The organism is Streptomyces sp. NPDC002845 (genome assembly GCF_053591955.1).
Genome location: NZ_JBSFUU010000018.1, coordinates 127,787 through 146,851, shown reverse-complemented (window position 1 = coordinate 146,851; position 19,065 = coordinate 127,787). Strand labels below are relative to the sequence as shown.

Genomic DNA, 19,065 nt, shown 5'->3' with positions numbered 1-19,065 from the left:
CACATCACCCTCAGCCCGAGCCGAATCGGCGACATCGCCCGCGCCGCCCTCGCCCTCAACGGAATCTGGAAATGATCACCGCTGAGAAAACGTCACTCAGCAAGAACGATCTTTTCCGCCCCCTGGGCAAAGGCCCAGGCAGCCACGGTGAAAGCACGCATGACGTCGACCACGACCGCGACGGACGGGGCTTCGACCAGCTCAGGGATGCCAAGGAAACGGGTGTCCATTCCGATCACGATCGCGCATGCCCGACCCGAAGCACCCAGAGAGTGATGCGCATCACATCAAAGGTCTCGGATTGCAACACCTCCGGCTGCCTGCGTCGCGAAAGTGGTCCGCAACGACCCGCCTGCTCAATCGACACACGGGGTCACCCGCACACAGCCTCTGCGGACACAAGGCACACGTACGCATCCCTCGTGCTGGAGGCAGGAGAGTCGGTCGTCATCTTCGCCCAAGTGGCTGGGGCACTCGTCGCCGACCATCACCCTTGACCACTACGCACACTTCATGCCAGAGGCGGGGGAAGAAGGGGTGCAGGGCGATCGATAGCCTGCTGGGGCGAGCGGGCGGAGGGAGAGCTCCGGCCCGAACTCCCCAGATTCTCCCCAGGCCCGTTCCCGAGCGCAGATCCGACCGGCCGACGCGCATAAACAGCGAGGTGAGAGCCCACATGTTCACCACCCGCCCAACCCTCCAGGGCACCTTCGGCATGGTGTCCTCCACGCACTGGCTCGCCTCGCAGTCGGCGATGGCCGTGTTGGAGGACGGCGGCAACGCGTACGACGCCGCCGTGGCCGCGGGGTTCGTGCTGCACGTCGTGGAGCCGCATCTGAACGGGCCCGCGGGTGAGGTGCCGATCATCCTGGCGCCGACCGGCGGGGAGGTACGGGTGCTGTGCGGGCAGGGGGTCGCGCCCGCCGGGGCGACGATCGAGCACTACAGGGGACTCGGTCTGCAGCTCGTCCCCGGTACCGGGCCGCTGGCGGCGGCCGTGCCGGGTGCGTTCGACGCCTGGATGCTCCTGCTGCGGGACCACGGCACAAAGGACCTCGCCGATGTGCTGAAGTACGCCATCGGGTACGCCGAGCACGGGCACGCGCCCGTGGAGCGTGTCGGGGAGACCGTCGAGACGGTGCGCGGCCTCTTCGAGGAGGAGTGGGTCTCGTCGGCGGAGGTGTATCTGCCGGGCGGGAAGGGACCCCGGCCGGGCGAGCTGTTCCGGAACCCCGCGCTGGCCGCCACCTGGAAGCGGCTGCTCACGGAGGTCTCCGGGAGCGGCGACCGGGTGGCCCGGATCGAGGCGGCGCGGGAGGTGTGGCGGACCGGGTTCATCGCCGAGGCCCTCGTACGGCAGGCCGCGCGGCCCACCATGGACACCAGCGGCGAACGGCACACCGGGACGCTGTCCGCCGCCGACCTGGCCTCCTGGTCCGCGTCCTACGAGGCCCCGGCGACGTACGACTGGGACGGCTGGACCCTGTGCAAGGCGGGCCCCTGGAGCCAGGGCCCGGTGCTCCTCCAGCAACTCGCGCTGCTCCCGCCGGAGCTGCCGGCGTACGGGTCCGCCGAGTACCACCACCTGCTGATCGAGGGCTGCAAGCTCGCCATTGGCGGACCGGGAGGCGTGGTACGGCGACGCGGCCGAGGTCCCGCTGGCCGAGCTGCTGTCGCCGGAGTACAACGCCGCGCGGCGCACCCTCATCGGCGAGTCGGCCTCGTACGAACTGCGCCCCGGCAGCCCCGGAGGGCGCAGTCCGCGGATGAGCGGGCACGCGCGCGTGGTGGCCACCGACGACCCTGGCTTCAACCCCCTGGGGGCCGGTGAGCCCACGGTGGCCAAGAGCCCCCTCTCGCCGGTGCCGGGCGAGCCGGATGTCGCGGCGGACGGCTCCACCCGGGGCGACACCTGCCACCTCGACATCGTCGACCGCTGGGGCAACATGATCGCGGCCACGCCCAGCGGCGGCTGGCTCCAGTCCAACCCGGTCGTGCCCGAACTGGGCTTCCCGCTCGGCACCCGGCTCCAGATGACCTGGCTGGACGAGTCACTGCCCAACTCCCTGACCCCGGGCCGCCGTCCGCGCACCACGCTCACGCCCTCGCTCGCCCTGCGCGACGGGGTGCCGGTCATGGCGTTCGGCACCCCCGGCGGCGACCAGCAGGACCAGTGGCAGCTGCACTTCTTCCTCGCGGTCGCCCTGCGCCCACAGGTCCGCGGCGGCCTCGACCTCCAAGGCGCCGTCGACGCCCCGAACTGGCACAACGACAGCTTCCCCGGCTCCTTCTACCCGCGCGGCATGCGGCCCGGCAGCGTCACCGTCGAGTCCCGCATGCCGGCCGGGATCGTCGAGGAGCTGTGGCGGCGCGGCCACGACGTCACCGTCGGCGACGCCTGGTCCGAGGGCCGGCTGTGCGCGGTCGCGCGGGACCCGGAGACGGGAGTGCTGTCGGCGGCGGCGAACCCACGGGGGATGCAGGGGTACGCGGTCGGCCGCTGACCCCGGCCCCGGCGGCCGCGGGCTCGGACGCGCCCCGGGTGTTCACGGCGATTCCACCCGTGGTGCACCGGATGGGTGGGGATTGTCAGTGGCGCGTGCTGTCATGGAGCCATGATCGAAGACACCGAAACCATCGACGAGTTTCTCGCGCACCACGCCTCCGACGTCGAGGAGGCGATCCGCAAGGCCGCCGCCACCGAGATCATGCCCCGCTTCCGGCAGCTCGCCGCGCACGAGGTCGACCAGAAGAGCGGCCCGCACGACCTGGTGACGGACGCCGACCGCAAGGCCGAGCTGTACCTGACGGAGGCGCTCGCCGCGCTGCTCCCCGGCTCCGTCGTGGTCGGCGAGGAGGCGGTGCACACCGACCCGGCGACGTACGGGGCGATCCAGGGCGACGCACCCGTCTGGATCGTCGACCCGGTCGACGGCACCCGCCAGTTCGTCCGCGGCGAACCCGGCTTCTGCACCCTGGTCGCGCTCGCGAGGGGCGGTGTCGTGCGGGCCTCGTGGACGTACGCGCCCGCCCTCGACCAACTCGCCCTCGCCATACGCGGCCAGGGCGCATTCCTCGACGGCGAGCCCCTGCGCTCGGGCTCGCCCGCCCCGGGCCGCGACCTCCATGTGGCCACGTCCCACCCCGACTACACCACCGCCGAGCAGAAGCACGCGCTGCTCGGCCTGTGGACCGACGGAGTGGCCCCGCGCGCGTGCGGCTCCGCCGGGCTGGAGTACCTCGCCGTGGCGCGAGGGGAGTTGGACGCCACCGCGTTCTCCTGGGAGGCCGCCTGGGACCACGCGGCCGGCATCCTGCTGGTCGAGGAGGCCGGCGGCACCCACCTGACCCGCACGGGCGAGCCCTTCCGCATCACCGGCGGCAACGCCCTGCCGTTCACCACGGCGAGGGACGAGGCCACGGCCCGCCGCGTGGTCGCGCTGCTGTCGGCCGGAGCCTGACCGGAGACCGGCCGCCCCCCCCGCCGCCCCCTGTGGCCACGGCGGCCCCGGCGCGCGCGCCCCGAGCCCGGCCCTGTCAGTACCCCGGCATATCCTGGCCTGGAATCTGTGTCCGGTCCCCGGCTGGGCGCACGCCGCCTGGCACGCACGCTCGCCGCGTTGCCGAAAGGCCCTAGTGGCTCCGCTACGAGGACCTTCCGGCGCCTTGCGATCGCACGCACCAGACGACGTGCGCTGATCCGGCCGGGGAGCGGACACAGGCTCCGAGTGACCATCGGCTGACGATAAGGGGTCCGAAGGTGCCGTCGATGCTCGATGCGGTCGTGGTGGGAGCGGGGCCGAACGGCCTGACGGCTGCCGTGGAGCTGGCCCGCCGCGGCTTCTCCGTGGCCGTGTTCGAGGCGCGGGGCACCGTCGGCGGGGGAGCCCGCACCGAGGAGCTCACACTCCCCGGCTTCCACCACGACCCGTGCTCCGCCGCCCACCCGCTGGGTATCAACTCGCCCGCGTTCAAGGCGATGCCGCTGCGGCGGTACGGCCTGGAGTGGCTGCACGCCGAGCTGCCGATGGCACACCCGTTCCCCGACGGCAGCGCCGCCGTGCTGTCCCGGTCCGTGGCCGAGACGGCGGCGTCGTTCGGGCCGCGCGACGCGGGAGCGTACCGCAGGCTGGTCGAGCCCTTCCTCGGCCGATGGGACACCCTGGTCCACGACTTCATGTCGCTGCCCCGCACCGCCCTGCCCCGCGACCCGGTCACCCTCGCCCGCTTCGGCCTGGTCGGACTGCCACCCGCGACCTGGCTGATGCGCCGCTTCCACGACGAGCGCGCCAAGGCCCTGTTCTCCGGGCTCGTCGCGCACGTCATCGCCCCGCTCGACGGGATCGCCACCGGCGCCGTCGGCCTGGTCTTCGCGCTGGCCGCGCACGCCGCCGGCTGGCCCGTCGCCCGCGGCGGCTCCCAGTCCATCTCCGACGCGCTCACCGCGTACCTGAAGGACCTCGGCGGCACCGTCCACACCGACTACGAGGTCAAGCGCCTCGACGACCTGCCGCCCGCGCGCGCGTACGTCTTCGACACCTCGCCCACCGCACTGGCCCGGATCGCCGGCTTCGGTCGCTACTACGACGGGTACCGTTACGGCGCGAGCGCCTTCAAGATCGACTATGCGCTGGACGGGCCCGTGCCCTGGACGGCGAAGCAGGCCCGTTCCGCCGGCACGGTGCAGGTCGGGGCGAGCAAGGCGGAGATCGGCGCCGCACTGCGGGCGGCCTCCCGCGAGGGCCGCGCCCCCGACGCACCCTTCCTGATCACCGTGCAGCCCAGCGTCGTCGACCCCTCCCGCGCGCCCGACGGCAAGCACGTCTTCTGGGCGTACGGGCATGTCCCGAACGGCTGGACCGGGGACCTCACGGACGCCATCGAACGCCAACTGGAGCGTTTCGCCCCGGGATTCCGCGACCGCGTCCTCGCCCGCGCGACCGCCGGCCCGCCCGAACTCGCCGCCCGCAACGTCAACTACATCGGCGGCGACATCGCCTGCGGCGCCGCCTCGGGCCTGCAGCTCCTGCTCCGCCCGAAGCTTTCGCTCGCCCCGTACAGCACCCCGCACCCGGCCGTCTTCATCTGCTCCTCGGCCACCCCGCCGGGGCCCGGCGTCCACGGCATGTCGGGGCACAACGCGGCCAAGGCCGTCTGGCGGCAGTTGCGACGACAAGCCTGAACGCCTGCCCAACGCGCCTCGAAGCAAACCGCATTGACGGTTCCCTGACGTAAAAATCAGTGTCGTCTTTGTCACGTGGCTCGATCCGAACGCGCGCCCGTGAAGGTTCAAGTTCCGTATGTAGGGTGCGTTTATGAAAGATCGGAAAGCGGCCCTCCGCTTCGGTCCCCGGTCTACCGTGCGCCTCGCCGACCTGGCGCACCTCGTCCGGGCGCCGGCCGCACTGAGTGTCCCCGGTGATGTGCTCGCGGGAGCAGCCGCCGCCGGACGCCCGACAGGGTTACGCACGCTCGGCGTCATGGGATCGTCCGTCTGCCTCTACTGGGCCGGCATGGCCCTCAACGACTACGCCGACGCCACCGTCGACGCCGTCGAACGCCCCGAACGTCCCGTTCCCTCGGGCCGCGTCCCACGCCGCACCGCCCTCGCCGTGGCCGGCGCCCTGACCGCCGCGGGACTCGGCCTCGCCGCCGCCTCGGGAGGACGACGCAGCCTCATGGGCGCGCTTCCCCTGACGGGACTGGTGTGGGCGTACGACCTCAAGCTCAAGTCCACCCCGGCCGGTCCGGCCGCGATGGCCGGGGCCCGCGCCCTGGACGTCCTCGCGGGAGCGCTGGTCCCCGGTACGGCACCGCACGGCACGACCGGGGCCGCGACGGCGCTGCGGCGGGGTGCCGTCCCGGCCGCGCTGGTCGGCGCCCACACGTACACGCTGACCGCCCTCAGCCGCCACGAGATCTCGGGCGCGCCCGCCCGCCTCCCGGCCACGACCCTCGCCGTCTCCACGGCGACCGCCCTCGCCACGGCGATCCCCACCGTGCGCACGGCGGCCGCCGCCCTGCGAACCGCCGGAGACACCGGGTCCGCGGCCACCCCACGTGCGACGACCCCGTCCGCCACCCTCCGCACCGGCCTCGTCGCCGCGGGCGCCCTCGCCTACCTCGGCACCTACGGAACGGCCCAGGCACGCGCCGTACGCGAGCCGTCGGGCGAGAACGTACGGCGGGCCGTGGGCGCCGGGATCCTCGGACTGATGCCCCTGCAGACCTCCCTGACCGCGCGCGGCGGGGCACCGGCGGCGGCCGCGCTGCTCGGCGTGGTCCACCCCCTCGCGCGACGGCTGGCCCGGCGCATTTCCCCCACCTGAGCGACCCCGGGGGAAGTACGGGCAGGCCCCACGCCGCCCGGCACACACGTTCGCCGCACGGCGCGGGAACGCCCCGCACTTCCCCGCACCCGCTTGTCCGTCCGAGACCTCCGCACGAGGAACCGTCAGCATGAGCGCAGCCCCCACCGCCCTGAAATTCGGCTACGGCACCAACGGCTTCACCCACCATCGTCTGAGCGACGCCCTCGATGTCCTCGCCGACCTCGGCTACGACGGAGTCGCCCTCACCCTCGACCACGTCCACCTCGACCCGTACGCCGACGACCTGCCCCGGCACCTGGCCGTGCTCGACCGCCGGCTCACCCGCCTCGGACTGGACGTCACGGTGGAGACGGGCGCCCCCTACTTCCTCGACCCCCGGGGCAAACACCTGCCGACCCTGATGTCGGACGGCTCCGAACGGCGGATCGACCTGCTGCGACGGGCCGTTCGCATCGCGGCCGACCTCGGCTCGCCCACCGTCCACCTGTGCAGCGGGCCCGCGCCGGACGGGCTGCCGGAGCCGGACGCGTGGAAACGGCTCGCGGCCGGGATCGGGACCGTGCTGGAGCTGGCGGAGCGGTACGGGGTGGCGCTCGCCTTCGAGCCGGAGCCGTACATGTTCGTCGACACCGTGGAGCGCTGCCTCGAACTCGCCGAACGCGTGGGCGGACACGAGCTGTTCGGGATCACCCTCGACATCGGGCACGCCCACTGCGTGGAGGAGCGGCCCGTGCTGGACTGCGTGCACCTGGCCGCCCCGCGCCTGCTGAACGTGCAGATCGAGGACATGCGGCGCGGCATCCACCAGCATCTCGAATTCGGCGCCGGCGAGATCGACTTCCCGCCCGTGCTGGCCGCCCTCCGCACCCTCGGGCACCGTGGCCTGGTCTCCGTGGAGATCCAGGGCGGCTCCCTCGACGCCCCCGAAGTCGCCCGCCGTTCCATCGAGTTCCTGCGCGCGGCGGCGTAGCCCCACGACACGACACCACCACGAAGCACGCCGGCTGCAAGAACGTACTCCCCAAGTCCAGCCCCCCAAGAGCAGTGCCTTCAACCCCACAGGAGGCAGTCCCGTCATGGCCGCACCGAACCCCAGCCTGCTTCCCCAGCCCATGCAGCCCTCACAACCCCCACAACCCCCACCCCACCCCGGCCTCTCCCTCCTCCCCGCCGCGCTCGACGCGCCGGCCCGCGCCTGGCTCGACGAAGCCATCGCGGCGGTCGCCGCCGACCCGACCGCAGTACGACGTTTCTTCCCGGCCACCCGAAGACGCTGCGGTCACGCCCGCCTGAACACCGAGTGGACCGTCGACGAGGCCGCCCGAGTGGCGCTCCTCACCGCGATCCCCCTGCACGGCCAGGCCCTCGTGGACGTACTCGCGCCCCTCCACCGACGCGGCGACCCGGCCGAACAGCGGGCCGTCCTGCGCGCACTGCCCCTGCTGGACACCCCCGACAGGACCCCTCTCGGCGACCTCGCCCTCCCCCTCGTCCGCGAGACCCTGCGCGGCAACGACAGCGGCCTGATCGAGACCGCCCTCGGCCCGTACGCGGCGGCGCATCTGCCCAACACCGAGTACCGCCAGGCCGTTCTGAAGTGCGTCTTCTACGAGATCCCGCTCGGCCGTGTCGCCGGGCTCGACGTCCGCGCGGACCACGAACTCGCCCGTATGCTCGCCGACTTCGCACACGAGCGGATCGCCGCCGGACGGGACGTACCGGCCGATATCTGGCCCGTGGTCCGCGCCTTCCCCACCGTCGCGGAGAAGCTCACGGCCGAGACGCGGTCAGCCGTTCCCGCCCGCCGCGAGGCCGCCGAACGCGCCCTGAGGGCACTCACCGAAGCCGCCCCCCTCCAAGAACCCCACGACTCCCAAGACCCCCACGACCCCCTGGAAGAAGCCTGACCGTGCGCATCTTCGACCCCCACATCCACATGACCTCCCGCACCACCGACGACTACGAGGCGATGTACGCGGCCGGGGTACGGGCCGTCGTCGAGCCCGCCTTCTGGCTCGGTCAGCCCCGCACCTCGCCCGAGAGCTTCTACGACTACTTCGACGCGCTGCTGGGCTGGGAGCCGTACCGGGCCGCGCAGTTCGGCATCCAGCACTTCTGCACCATCGCCCTGAACCCCAAGGAGGCCAACGACCCGCGCTGCGTCCCCGTGCTGGACGAACTGCCCTGGTACCTGGTCAAGGACCGGGTCGTCGCCGTCGGCGAGATCGGCTACGACTCGATGACCCCCGAGGAGGACCAGGCGCTCGTCCACCAGCTCAACCTCGCCATGGAGCACGACCTGCCCGCCCTCGTGCACACCCCTCACCGCGACAAGGCCGCCGGGACCCGCCGCACCCTCGACGTGGTCCGCGACTCGGGCATCGACCCCTCGCTCGTCGTCCTCGACCACCTCAACGAACTCACCGTCGGCATGGTCCTCGACAGCGGCTGCTGGGCCGGGTTCTCGATCTACCCGAAGACGAAGATGAGCGAGGACCGGATGGTCGACATCCTCAAGGAGCACGGGACAGAGCACGTTCTTGTCAACTCGGCGGCGGACTGGGGCCGTTCGGACCCGCTCAAGACCCGGAAGACCGCCGACGCCATGCTCGCCGCAGGCTTCGGCGACGACGCGGTGGACCAGGTCCTGTGGCGCAACCCGGTCGCCTTCTACGGGCAGAGCGGGCGCCTGGACCTCGATCCGGCCCTCGACGAGCCCAAGCCCGACGAGTCGTCCTCGTTCCAGGGCAACTCCATACGGCGCGGGGGAGCGTGAGCGGCCGATGCGCTTCCGGCACCCCGACGGCACACCCGTCCACCTCGGCTATTGCAGCAATGTCCACCAGGCGGAGGACCTCGACGGCGTCATCGCCCAGCTCGCCGCCCACGCCGAGCCCGTACGCGAACGGCTGGACGTCGGCCGCCTCGGCATCGGCCTGTGGCTGGCCCGCGACGTCGTCGCCCAACTCGTCTCCGATCCGGGGGCGTTGAGACACCTCAAGACCGAACTCGGCGCACGCGGACTGGAGACGGTCACCCTCAACGCCTTCCCGTACGCCGGGTTCCACCGCGAGGTCGTCAAGAAGGACGTCTACCTCCCCGACTGGGCGGACGAGGCCCGGCTGCGCCACACCCTCGACTGCGCCCGCGTACTCGCCGAACTCCTGCCGGACGACGCCGAGTCGGGCAGCGTCTCCACCCTGCCGCTCGCCTGGCGCACACCGTGGCCCCGGGAGCGCGCCGGGGCCGCCCGCCGCGCCCTCGACCGGCTGGCCGCCTCACTCGCCGGGCTCGAAGCGGAGACCGGCCGCCGCGTCCGGGTCGGCTTCGAACCGGAGCCCGGCTGCGTCGTGGAGACCACCGCCCAGGCCGTACGGGAACTCGGCGGCCTCGACCCGGAACGGCTCGGCGTCTGCCTCGACGCCTGCCATCTCGCCGTGCAGTTCGAGGAGCCCGCCGCGGCCCTGCGCCGCCTCGCGGACGCCGGGCTGCCCGTCGTCAAGCTCCAGGCGTCCTGCGCCGTCGAGGCCCACGACCCGGCGGACCCCGCCGCCCGCGCGGCCCTGCGGCGGCTGGCGGAGCCGAAGTTCCTGCACCAGACGCGCACGGCGACCGGCGGGCAGGTGCTCGGAGTCGACGACCTGCCGGACGCCCTGGACGGCGGCCTGCCCACCGACACCGGCCCCTGGCGCGTCCACTTCCACGCCCCGCTGCACGCGGACCCCGAACCCCCGCTCCGTACCACCGCCGACCAGCTCACCGATGTCCTCGCGGGACTCCTCGGCGGCCCCTCGGCGGTCTGCGACCACATCGAGGTCGAGACCTACACCTGGTCCGTGCTGCCGGAGCCCCCCACCGACCTCGCCGCCGGAATCGCCGCCGAACTGGACTGGGCCCGCGCCCGGTTGACCGGACTCGGCCTCAAGGAGGACACGGCATGACCGACTTGCACACGACCGGCTCACGCATGACCGACCCGTCCCGGCGACTCGTCGTCCTCGACATCGTCGGCCTCACCCCCAAGCTGCTGAAGCACATGCCCGCCGTCGCCGCCCTCGGCGAGCGCGGCTTCCGGGCCCGGCTCGACACCGTGCTGCCCGCCGTGACCTGCACCGTCCAGTCCACGCTGCTGACCGGCGAACCGCCGTCCGGACACGGGGCGGTGGGCAACGGCTGGTACTTCCGGGACCTCGGCGAAGTCCTGCTGTGGCGGCAGCACAACGCCCTCGTCGGCGGCGAGAAGATCTGGGAGACGGCCCGCAGGTCCGACCCCGACTACAAGGTCGCCAACATCTGCTGGTGGTACGCCATGGGCGCGGATGTCGACCTCACCGTCACCCCGCGGCCCGTCTACTACTCCGACGGCCGCAAGGAACCCGACTGCTACACCTGGCCGCCGTCCCTGCACGACGAACTCACCGACCGACTCGGCCCGTTCCCCCTCTTCACCTACTGGGGCCCGAACGCGGGCATGCCCTCCACCCAGTGGATCCTGGGCGCCGCCCGCCAGGTCTTCGACGAACACCGCCCCGACCTCACCCTCGTCTACATCCCGCAGATGGACTACGAGCCCCAGCGCTCCGGCCCCGACTCGGCCGAGACCGCCCGCCAGGCCCGCCGGCTCGACGACGCCCTGCGCCCGTTGATCGACCACTTCGTCAGCGAGGGCGCGACGGTCGTGGCGCTCAGCGAGTACGGCATCGCCCCCGCCTCCCGCCCCGTCGACATCAACCGCGCCCTGCGCCGGGCCGGACTGCTGGACGTGTACACGCAGGACGGCATGGAGTACCTCGACCCCTGGACCTCCCGCGCCTTCGCCGTCGCCGACCACCAGATCGCCCACGTCTACATACGGGACCCGGCCGACACGGAGGCGGTCGCCAAGATCCTCGCCGGACTCGACGGCGTGGAACGGGTGCTGGACGCCGAGGGCAAGGCGGCCCACGGCCTAGACCACGAACGCTCCGGCGAACTGGTCGCGATCGCCGACCCCGACGCCTGGTTCACGTACTACTACTGGCTGGACGACGACCGCGCCCCCGACTTCGCCCGCCAGGTCGAGATCCACCGCAAACCCGGCTACGACCCCGCCGAACTGCTCTACGACGAGACCGTCCCCGCGGTGAAGCTGCGCGCGGTGGGCCAGGTGGCCCGCAAGAAGCTCGGGTTCCGTTACCGCATCAGCACGGTCCCGCTGGACCCGTCGGGTGTCAGTGGCAGCCACGGCCGGCAGCCCGCCCACCCGGACGACGGACCCGTACTCCTCTGCTCGGAGCCGGAGGAAGCGCGCGAGGCGTACGCGGCGACGGAGGTCAAACAACTGCTGCTGACCCTGGCGGGACGGAACGAAGGACGGCGACCGGAATGACGTACTCACCCTTGCCCGACTCTCTCCCTACGGAGCGCCCGCTCCTCGACCCGGCGCCCGAGTACGCCAAGTGGCGGACGGAGGAACCGATCCGGCGCGTGACGGTCTGGGGCGAGAACAGCCCCTGGCTGATCACCCGCCACGAGGACGCCCGGGCGGTGCTCGCCGACCCGCGCTTCAGCGCCGACGCGACCCTCGAAGGCTTCCCCGGCTTCCGGCCCCAGGCGCCGCCGCGCGCTCCGGGCCAGTTCTTCATGATGGACCCGCCCGACCACACGCGGCTGCGCCGCATGCTGATCCCCGACTTCACCTTCCGCCGCATCGAGCAACTGCGGCCCGCCATCGCCCGGATCTGCGCCGAGCTCCTCGACACTATGACGGCGGACGGCGCCACGACGGCCGAGCTGGTGGAGTCGTACGCGTTGCCGCTGCCGTCCCTGGTGATCTGCGAGCTGCTCGGGGTGCCGTACGAGGACCACGACTTCTTCCAGCGGCAGTCGAAGTCGATCAGCAGCCTCGCCTCGGGCCCGGAGGAGATGCTCACGGCCCGCAAGGCCCTGCACGGCTATCTCGGCGAACTGCTCGCGCTGCGCACCCGCGAGCCCGCCGACGACCTGGTCTCGCGGCTGGCGACGGAGCGGGTCGCGACCGGTGAGGCGACCGAGGCCGAGGCCGTCGGCCTTGCCTCGCTCCTGCTCGTGGCGGGCCATGAGACGACGGCGAACATGTTCCCGCTGGCGGTGGTCGCCCTCCTGCGCCACCCCGAGCAACTCGCCGCCCTGCGCGCCGACCCCGGGCTGTGGCCGGACGCGATCGAGGAACTGCTGCGGTATCTCACCGTGGCCCACGCCGGCCTGCGGCGGATCGCCACCGAGGACGTCGAGATCGCGGGCGTCCGCATCCGCGCCGGTGAGGGCGTCGTCGTGGCACTCCAGGCCGCCAACCGCGACCCGTCCGTCTTCGCCGACCCCGACGACCTGGACGTCCGCCGGAACACCACGGGCCACCTGGCCTTCGGCCATGGCCTCCACCAGTGCATCGGCCAGTCCATGGCCCGCGCCGAACTCCAGATCGGCCTGCCCGCCCTCTTCGACCGCCTCCCCGGCCTCCGCCTCACCGCCGAGCCCGAGGACTTCGCCCTGCCGCTGAGCTCGGTCCACGGTGTGCGGGAGCTGCCGGTGGCCTGGTGAGCGACGCGGCCATGGGGTGAGCACCACCCCATGGCCGCGGCGGGCTGGTATAGAGGCGGCCATGACCGCGATCACTCTCGTCCAGGGCGACATCACCCGCCAGTCCGTCGATGCCATCGTCAACGCCGCCAACTCCTCGCTCCTCGGCGGCGGGGGAGTGGACGGCGCCATCCACCGCCGCGGCGGCCCCGCCATCCTCGCCGACTGCCGCGCCCTGCGCGCCTCCCGGTACGGCAAGGGCCTCCCCACCGGCCAGGCGGTCGCCACGACGGCGGGCGACCTGGACGCGCGATGGGTGATCCATACCGTGGGCCCGGTTTTCAGCCGGTCCGAGGACCGCTCGGACCTGCTGGCCTCCTGCCACCGGGAGTCACTGCGCGTCGCCGACGAACTGGGCGCCCGCACGGTCGCGTTCCCCGCGATCTCGACCGGCGTCTACCGCTGGCCGCTTCAGGACGCGGCTCGTATCGCGGTGGAGACGGTGCGGGCCACTCGGACGGCGGTCGAGGAGGTGCGGTTCGTCCTCTTCGACGAGCGGGCGTACGAGGCGTTCGCCGTGCAGCTTCGCTGACGGAAATCATGGTTCGGGGGTTCCCGTCGTTGCCTGTGTCCCCAAAGCGCGGGCGATCAACCGCAGGCCACCTCGCGGTCGCCAGATGCTTGGTCCGTGACCGTCACGCGCGGCTCACTGGCCGCGGCGCACCCGTTCCGGGGCAGGTCCGGTGTGGGCGGCCGGTCAGCATGCGCGGGCCACGGAGCAGGCCCAGGTGACGGCCAGGCGCTCACCCTCGTCGGTGACGTGCGTGCCCATCTTGGCGCACGCGTGGGTGAGACGGTCGGCCATCCAGTCGTACTGCTCGCTGTCGGCGAGGCGGGTGTGGCAGTGGTCCAGGGCGAGGGGGACGGCCTCGGTGCGCCGCACACCCCGCCGGTCGAGGGTGACCAGCCGGAGCAGGCCCAGGTCATTGCGCAGAGCCGGGTGGACGGCGAAGTCGTCGATGGAGTCGACCAGGTCGAACAGTACGTGGCAGGTGAATCTGTCGCCGACCGAGGTCAGGTCTGTGTCTCTCGCGAGGGCGCGGATGGTGCCGGTGAGCCACGCGGGTACCGCCGCGTCCCACAGGTCGGCGTGGGCCACGCCGGGCCGGTCGAGTCGAGGGCACGGTTGTCGGCCATGGCGACCGCGTCGGTACCGAGGCCGGCCGGCGCGGCGGCGGCGCCCGGAAGAAGAAGGCCTTGCCCGGGATGCCGATGGAAGTACCCCGGCCGGAGATACAGCATGCGAGGTTGAGCAGGAACAGGTCCGCGGCCCTCGCGTTCTGCGCACCGCGGCGGAGAAGAGGGGGCCGCGGCGTGGCGTGTGCCAGTGTCTCGGCCACGCCGCGGCCCAGCAGGGTGTCCCTGGCCAGGGCGATGGCGACGGCCATGGTCCCTCGCCTCCGGACGCCCCGCCCGTCTACAGGCCTTGGGACAGCCGTCTACAGGCCCTGGGACAGCAGGATCTCGTGGGCCAGTCGGGCGCCCCGGGCGCTGCTGTCGCCGTCTCCGGCCCCGTTACCGGGGGAGCGTTCCAGGCCCTCGGTGAGAGCCCGTACGGCCTGCACCAGAGTGTCCATCTGCTTCTCCAGGCTCCGCACGCGCTGTTCCAGCTGCTCCACCCCGCCCGGGGCCTGCTCGGTCCGGGGGATGGCGCCGGTTTCCGTGCCGGCCTTGTCGGCGTGCTGCATGGTCGCCTCCCGGGGTCGCACACTGGCGCCGGGCAGCCTCGGAAACGCCGTCCGCGCCAGCTTCTCCGTAGTCGAAGTATCACTCTCGACGGGCAGTGGGCGCGAGGCCGAAAGGGCGGCGGCAGGGGGAGGCCGGCGCGCGGTCGCGCCGCGCGGGGGCCTCGACGCCGAATTCGCCGTCGGCTGCCGACCCTGCCGACCCTCGCCGGGCAGAGCCGGTGCGGGCGGAACATCGCGTACGCGGCCGAACGGGAGGCTGTGGCGGTCCGCCGGTGTGCGAGCCAGGTGCAGCACGCTGCGGCAGGCGGCCCGGATGCGGTTCGGCGGCAGGACCGATCGACTGCCGGGGCCTTCGGGAGCCCCGCCTGCGCTGCGGGCGCCGGGTGGTGCTGCCCGTGGAACAGTGGAAGCAGGGACGGGTGCTGCGGCGCCCGCAGAACTCCACGCCGGGCGAAGGAGGGCACGATGAGTCACCCTGTGCTGGCGGGTATCGACGGGTCCGAACACGGCCTGGCGGCAGCCGACTGGGCGGCGCGGGAGGCGGCGCTGCGTGGCGTTCCACTGCGCCTCGTACATGGCTCTCCACCGCTTCCGGGCACCGCCGTGTCGGTCGCGGCCGTGGATACGTTGCATCACGTGGGGGAGCGGATGCTCCAGCGGGCGGTCGCCGAACTCGGCCATCGTTACCCGGACATCGAGGTGCGAAGCGAGCAGACGGATGACGACCCGGCCACCGCACTCCTCGCCGCGGCACGTGATGCCGGGCTCCTCGTCGTCGGCACACGGGGGACGGGCGGCTTCGACGGTCTCGCGGTCGGCTCGGTGGCCCTGCGGGTGGCGGCAGCATCCGCTTGCCCCGCCGTGCTGGTGCCCCCACAGCCCGCTGGGGCCTTCGGGGAAGGGATGCGCGCGGCGGACCGCGCTGCCGGAGTCGTGGCGGGTTTCGACGCGCACCACCCGGTCCATGAGGTGGCGGACTTCGCGATCTTCGCCGCCGAGGCGCGCGGGGCAGAGCTACGGATGGTGCAGGCGTGGGCTCTGCCTGCCGACTCCGTCTCCCCCCGGATGCTGGTGGTGACCGAGGAGGACCGCGCCACCTGGGAGGACCAGGAGATTCTGCGGCTCTCCGATGCCCTGCGAGGGTGGCAGGAGAAGTACCCGGCGGTGACGGTCCGCACCGACGTCGTGCTGCTCCACCCCGCGGAAGCACTCCTGAACGCGTCTCGGGGAGCGGACCTGCTCGTCGTCGGCCGCCGTACCGACCCGCGGGCGGCCGAGGGCCGACTGGGGCCGGTCACCCACGCCGTACTGCACCACGCCCGCTGCCCGGTGGCCGTCGTGCCGCACGTCGGCTGAAGCGGACCGGCGGACCGGCGGACCGGCAGCTCCGACGGCGATCGGCGATCCGGTGGGCGCCTGGGCATTCAGCCCGCCCGGGCATTCAGCCGAAGAACACCTCGAACTCCTCGTACAGCGACGCATCGACCATTTTGGTCTGCGCCGTGGCCTCGCTGAGGGGCAGACGGACGATCCGGGTGCCGTGCAGGGCCACCATCATGCCGAAGTCACCGTCCTTGACCGCGTCGACGGCGTGCAGCCCGAAGCGGGTGGCCAGCCATCGGTCGAAGGGGCTGGGAGTCCCGCCGCGCTGGACGTGGCCCAGGACCGTGGTGCGGGCATCCTGGCCGGTGCGTTCCGAGATCTCCTGGGCCAGCCACTCGCCGATGCCGGACAGTCGCACATGGCCGAACTCGTCCAGCGTCTGGTCCCTGAGGATCATCTGTCCCCCTTTGGGGACGGCGCCTTCGGCCGCCACGACGATCGGCGCATAGTTGATCTTGAACCGGCTCTCCACCTGCTCACAGACCTGATCGATGTCGAACGGCCGTTCCGGGATGAGGATCACGTTGGCGCCCCCCGCGACGCCGGCGTGCAGTGCGATCCACCCGGAGTGCCGCCCCATCACCTCCACCACCAGGGCGCGCATGTGCGACTCGGCGGTGGTGTGGAGGCGGTCGATGGCCTCGGTCGCGATGCCGACGGCGGTGTCGAAGCCGAAGGTGCAGTCGGTGCCGGACACGTCGTTGTCGATGGTCTTCGGTACGCCGACCAGCTTGATCCCCTGACGGCTCAGCTCGGTGGCCACACCGAGGGTGTCCTCGCCGCCGATCGCGATGAGCGCGTCGACATCGTGCGCGGCAAGGGTGTCCTGCACGCGTCGCAGCCCGTCCTCGTGTTTGAACGGGTTGGTGCGGGAGGAGCCGAGGATGGTTCCGCCGCGGGGGAGGATTCCCCGCACACTGGGGATGTCCAGCGGCACGACATCGCCCTGGAGCGCACCCAGCCAGCCGTCTCGCAGTCCGACGAAGTCGAAGGCGTACTCCTGGACGCCTTTGCGGACGATGCTGCGGATGACGGCATTGAGGCCGGGACAGTCACCGCCGCCGGTCAGCACTCCGACCTTCATGGCTGCCTCCCTTCCGCTGGTAACCCTCTGGTCGCGGCTCTCGGCGATCGAAACCGCTGTCCGGGGTCATGGATCAGCTGTCTCCAGCCTCCCTCCATCCGATCCGCAATGCCCACTCCACGGACTCCCGGCACGATCCGGGCGGCTCGCTCGCAGGTGTGAGGGGTACTCGCCGTACAAGCGTCGGTGCCGTGGTGCCGGGCACAGCGCTCCGTTTCGAGCGCCGCCGCAGATCTCCCGGCGCCGCATGCGACGCCCGGCGTGAGCGGCGGACGGGGCGCCGCTCCGGTCGTCAGGAGGTGATGCCGAATGTCCGAGGCGACGACCACTGATCTGTACGAGGTCACGATGGCGATGTCGTACCTGCGGGAGGACATGACCCAGCCGGCGACGTTCAGCCTGTTCGTCCGTGACCTGCCGCCCGAGCGCGGGTTTCTGGTCGCCGCCGGTGTGGAGTCGGTGCTGGACTTCCTGTCCGGCTTCCGGGTGGGGCCCGAGGACGTCTCCGCCTTCGCCTCGGCGCTGCACCGGCCTGAGCACGATCTGGTGCCGCTGCTCGGCCTGGAGTTCACCGGCCGGGTGCGGGCGGTGCCGGAGGGCCGGATCGTGCTCGCGGGCGAGCCGCTGCTGGAGGTGACCGCTCCGCTTCCGCAGGCGCAGCTGGTGGAGACGTACGTCCTCAATCAGGTCAGTCACCAGACGGCGATCGCCTCGAAGGCGGCACGGTGTGTACTCGCCGCCGCGGGACACCCGGTCGTGGACTTCTCCCTGCGGCGCACCCACGGCCCTCGGGCCGGCTTCCAGGTCGCACGGCTGGGCGCGCTGGTGGGTTTCACCGGAACGAGCAACGTCGCCGCCGCCACCGCCGAAGGGGTGCCCGCCGTCGGCACGATGGCCCATTCGTACGTGGAGGCGTTCGGCAGCGAGGAGGAGGCGTTCCGTGCTTTCGCCCGGTCCCACCCGGGCCCGGTGACGTTCCTGGTGGACACCTACGACACCGTGGCGGGCGTGCGCGTCGCGTCGCGCGTGCTGCGGGACCTCGGCCACGCGGCCCGCGGGCCCGGCTCGGCCGTGCGGCTGGACAGCGGTGACCTCGGAGCTCTGGCCGTGCGGGCGCGGGCCGTCCTCGATGCCGCCGGGCTGCCGGACGTCCGCATCATCGCCAGCGGTGGTCTCGACGAGTACGCCGTGCACGACCTGGTCCGGTCCCGGGCACCGATCGACGTCTACGCCGTCGGCACGCGGGTCGGGGTCTCGGCCGACGCCCCGTTTCTGGACTCCGCCTACAAGATGGTCGAGTACGACGGCCGGCCGGTGATGAAGCTCTCCTCGGCGAAGGTGACCGCGCCCGGGCGGAAGCAGGTGTTCCGTCGCTCCGGATACGCCGACGTGATCGGGCTCAGCGATGAGCAGCCGCCTGATGGGGGCGTGCCGTTGCTGGAGACCGTGATGCGGGACGGACGGCGCACCGGCGGGCGCTCGACGCTCACCGAGTGCGGGGAGCGGTTCGCCGCCGATCTGGCCGAGCTGCCGTCGGCTGCCCGCCGCATCCGGGCCCCGGTCGCGCCGCGGGCGGTGGCCTCCGGGCGGCTGACCGCACTCGCCGACCGGGTCCGGCGCCGTATCGAGGAAGCGACTGCGGCATCCGGATCCCGCGGACACGGACATGCCGGAGATCGGTGAGGAACTGGCTGCGGCAGAGCCCTCGACGGGACCCGGCATGGCTTCCACTGGTGGAACCGGCTGCCCAGCGGTGTGGAACTCGACCTGACGCGCGAGCAGTCCAGCATGGACGGTCGGTCACGGCTGCCCGTGTCGTCGAGCGTCCGCCGGGCCTTCTGTCCCGTCGTTGGGAGGAGTACCTCAGGATCACACAAAGTCCGACAGAATCATTGATTCGGTTGTGTTCGGAGTCCTAGGGTGACCCTGGCTCGACAGCTGCTCCGTCACCAGCAGTTGTGTTGCGACACGATGTCAACAT

Annotated in this window: 15 protein-coding genes and 2 pseudogenes; 13 read left to right on the top strand and 4 right to left on the bottom strand. The window is 72.3% G+C overall.

Features of this window, described 5'->3' with window-relative positions:
* Positions 1 to 95 precede the first annotated feature (95 nt).
* Positions 96 to 230: pseudogene (locus ACWD3C_RS15905) on the bottom strand (2-phosphosulfolactate phosphatase); the annotation flags it as partial.
* A 446-nt stretch (positions 231 to 676) separates the two neighbouring features.
* On the opposite strand from ACWD3C_RS15905, the pseudogene ACWD3C_RS15900 reads away from it, so the two are divergent.
* The 11 genes and pseudogenes from ACWD3C_RS15900 (at position 677) to ACWD3C_RS15850 (ending at position 13,461) form a co-directional block, all read left to right on the top strand.
* Positions 677 to 2,504 (top strand): annotated as a pseudogene (locus ACWD3C_RS15900) (gamma-glutamyltransferase family protein).
* Positions 2,505 to 2,615: 111 nt separating this feature from the next.
* The gene (locus ACWD3C_RS15895; RefSeq protein ID WP_451144190.1) at positions 2,616 to 3,461 is read left to right on the top strand and encodes an inositol monophosphatase family protein; all 846 of its coding nucleotides are present in this window, start codon (positions 2,616 to 2,618) and stop codon (positions 3,459 to 3,461) included.
* A 308-nt stretch (positions 3,462 to 3,769) separates the two neighbouring features.
* Positions 3,770 to 5,182 carry a phytoene desaturase family protein gene (locus ACWD3C_RS15890; RefSeq protein WP_451144188.1) on the top strand — a complete coding sequence of 471 codons (1,413 nt, stop codon included), beginning with the start codon at positions 3,770 to 3,772 and terminating at the stop codon, positions 5,180 to 5,182.
* Between the two features lie 133 nt (positions 5,183 to 5,315).
* Positions 5,316 to 6,329, top strand: coding sequence for an SCO3242 family prenyltransferase (locus ACWD3C_RS15885; RefSeq protein WP_451144186.1), 1,014 nt, complete (start codon positions 5,316 to 5,318; stop codon positions 6,327 to 6,329).
* A 130-nt stretch (positions 6,330 to 6,459) separates the two neighbouring features.
* The gene (locus ACWD3C_RS15880; protein WP_451144184.1) at positions 6,460 to 7,302 is read left to right on the top strand and encodes a sugar phosphate isomerase/epimerase family protein; all 843 of its coding nucleotides are present in this window, start codon (positions 6,460 to 6,462) and stop codon (positions 7,300 to 7,302) included.
* A 106-nt stretch (positions 7,303 to 7,408) separates the two neighbouring features.
* Positions 7,409 to 8,239: an EboA domain-containing protein gene (locus ACWD3C_RS15875; RefSeq protein ID WP_451144182.1), complete on the top strand. Its 831-nt coding sequence runs from the start codon at positions 7,409 to 7,411 to the stop codon at positions 8,237 to 8,239.
* A 2-nt stretch (positions 8,240 to 8,241) separates the two neighbouring features.
* Complete coding sequence (locus ACWD3C_RS15870; protein WP_451144180.1) at positions 8,242 to 9,108, top strand: TatD family hydrolase; 867 nt, start codon at positions 8,242 to 8,244, stop codon at positions 9,106 to 9,108.
* A 7-nt stretch (positions 9,109 to 9,115) separates the two neighbouring features.
* Complete coding sequence (gene eboE / locus ACWD3C_RS15865; RefSeq protein WP_451144178.1) at positions 9,116 to 10,273, top strand: metabolite traffic protein EboE; 1,158 nt, start codon at positions 9,116 to 9,118, stop codon at positions 10,271 to 10,273.
* Positions 10,270 to 11,700, top strand: coding sequence for an alkaline phosphatase family protein (locus ACWD3C_RS15860; protein ID WP_451144176.1), 1,431 nt, complete (start codon positions 10,270 to 10,272; stop codon positions 11,698 to 11,700). Before eboE ends, ACWD3C_RS15860 begins: the two co-directional genes overlap by 4 nt.
* Positions 11,697 to 12,890 (top strand): cytochrome P450, encoded by a 1,194-nt coding sequence (locus ACWD3C_RS15855; protein WP_451144174.1) that lies wholly within the window; start codon positions 11,697 to 11,699, stop codon positions 12,888 to 12,890. The genes ACWD3C_RS15860 and ACWD3C_RS15855 overlap by 4 nt, the downstream gene beginning before the upstream one ends.
* Before the next feature lie 61 nt (positions 12,891 to 12,951).
* Complete coding sequence (locus ACWD3C_RS15850) at positions 12,952 to 13,461, top strand: O-acetyl-ADP-ribose deacetylase (protein WP_451144172.1); 510 nt, start codon at positions 12,952 to 12,954, stop codon at positions 13,459 to 13,461.
* 165 nt (positions 13,462 to 13,626) lie between these two features.
* Here ACWD3C_RS15850 and ACWD3C_RS15845 read toward each other — a convergent pair whose 3' ends face one another.
* Together ACWD3C_RS15845 and ACWD3C_RS15840 are read right to left on the bottom strand one after the other, a co-directional pair.
* Positions 13,627 to 14,028, bottom strand: coding sequence for a hypothetical protein (locus ACWD3C_RS15845; protein ID WP_451144170.1), 402 nt, complete (start codon positions 14,026 to 14,028; stop codon positions 13,627 to 13,629).
* Between the two features lie 340 nt (positions 14,029 to 14,368).
* Positions 14,369 to 14,617: a hypothetical protein gene (locus ACWD3C_RS15840; RefSeq protein WP_451144168.1), complete on the bottom strand. Its 249-nt coding sequence runs from the start codon at positions 14,615 to 14,617 to the stop codon at positions 14,369 to 14,371.
* 465 nt (positions 14,618 to 15,082) lie between these two features.
* Here ACWD3C_RS15840 and ACWD3C_RS15835 point away from each other — a divergent pair, with 465 nt between their 5' ends.
* On the top strand, positions 15,083 to 15,973 hold the full coding sequence (locus ACWD3C_RS15835; RefSeq protein ID WP_451144166.1) for a universal stress protein: 891 nt from the start codon (positions 15,083 to 15,085) through the stop codon (positions 15,971 to 15,973).
* Positions 15,974 to 16,058: 85 nt separating this feature from the next.
* Here ACWD3C_RS15835 and ACWD3C_RS15830 read toward each other — a convergent pair whose 3' ends face one another.
* Positions 16,059 to 17,084, bottom strand: coding sequence for a 6-phosphofructokinase (locus ACWD3C_RS15830; protein WP_451144164.1), 1,026 nt, complete (start codon positions 17,082 to 17,084; stop codon positions 16,059 to 16,061).
* A gap of 309 nt (positions 17,085 to 17,393) precedes the next feature.
* Between ACWD3C_RS15830 and ACWD3C_RS15825 the strand changes: the two genes are divergently transcribed.
* Positions 17,394 to 18,767, top strand: a complete 1,374-nt coding sequence (locus ACWD3C_RS15825; protein WP_451144162.1) for a nicotinate phosphoribosyltransferase — start codon at positions 17,394 to 17,396, stop codon at positions 18,765 to 18,767.
* Positions 18,768 to 19,065 lie beyond the last annotated feature (298 nt).

Excerpts from the sequence above, each read along its gene's own strand:
- ACWD3C_RS15840 (WP_451144168.1), bottom strand. The coding sequence starts at position 14,617 with ATGCAGCACGCCGACAAGGCCGGCACGGAAACCGGCGCCATCCCCCGG.
- ACWD3C_RS15875 (WP_451144182.1), top strand. The coding sequence starts at position 7,409 with ATGGCCGCACCGAACCCCAGCCTGCTTCCCCAGCCCATGCAGCCCTCA.
- ACWD3C_RS15835 (WP_451144166.1), top strand. The coding sequence starts at position 15,083 with ATGAGTCACCCTGTGCTGGCGGGTATCGACGGGTCCGAACACGGCCTG.
- ACWD3C_RS15895 (WP_451144190.1), top strand. The coding sequence starts at position 2,616 with ATGATCGAAGACACCGAAACCATCGACGAGTTTCTCGCGCACCACGCC.
- ACWD3C_RS15850 (WP_451144172.1), top strand. The coding sequence starts at position 12,952 with ATGACCGCGATCACTCTCGTCCAGGGCGACATCACCCGCCAGTCCGTC.
- eboE (WP_451144178.1), top strand. The coding sequence starts at position 9,116 with ATGCGCTTCCGGCACCCCGACGGCACACCCGTCCACCTCGGCTATTGC.
- ACWD3C_RS15825 (WP_451144162.1), top strand. The coding sequence starts at position 17,394 with ATGTCCGAGGCGACGACCACTGATCTGTACGAGGTCACGATGGCGATG.
- ACWD3C_RS15855 (WP_451144174.1), top strand. The coding sequence starts at position 11,697 with ATGACGTACTCACCCTTGCCCGACTCTCTCCCTACGGAGCGCCCGCTC.
- ACWD3C_RS15830 (WP_451144164.1), bottom strand. The coding sequence starts at position 17,084 with ATGAAGGTCGGAGTGCTGACCGGCGGCGGTGACTGTCCCGGCCTCAAT.
- ACWD3C_RS15890 (WP_451144188.1), top strand. The coding sequence starts at position 3,770 with ATGCTCGATGCGGTCGTGGTGGGAGCGGGGCCGAACGGCCTGACGGCT.
- ACWD3C_RS15880 (WP_451144184.1), top strand. The coding sequence starts at position 6,460 with ATGAGCGCAGCCCCCACCGCCCTGAAATTCGGCTACGGCACCAACGGC.
- ACWD3C_RS15860 (WP_451144176.1), top strand. The coding sequence starts at position 10,270 with ATGACCGACTTGCACACGACCGGCTCACGCATGACCGACCCGTCCCGG.
- ACWD3C_RS15885 (WP_451144186.1), top strand. The coding sequence starts at position 5,316 with ATGAAAGATCGGAAAGCGGCCCTCCGCTTCGGTCCCCGGTCTACCGTG.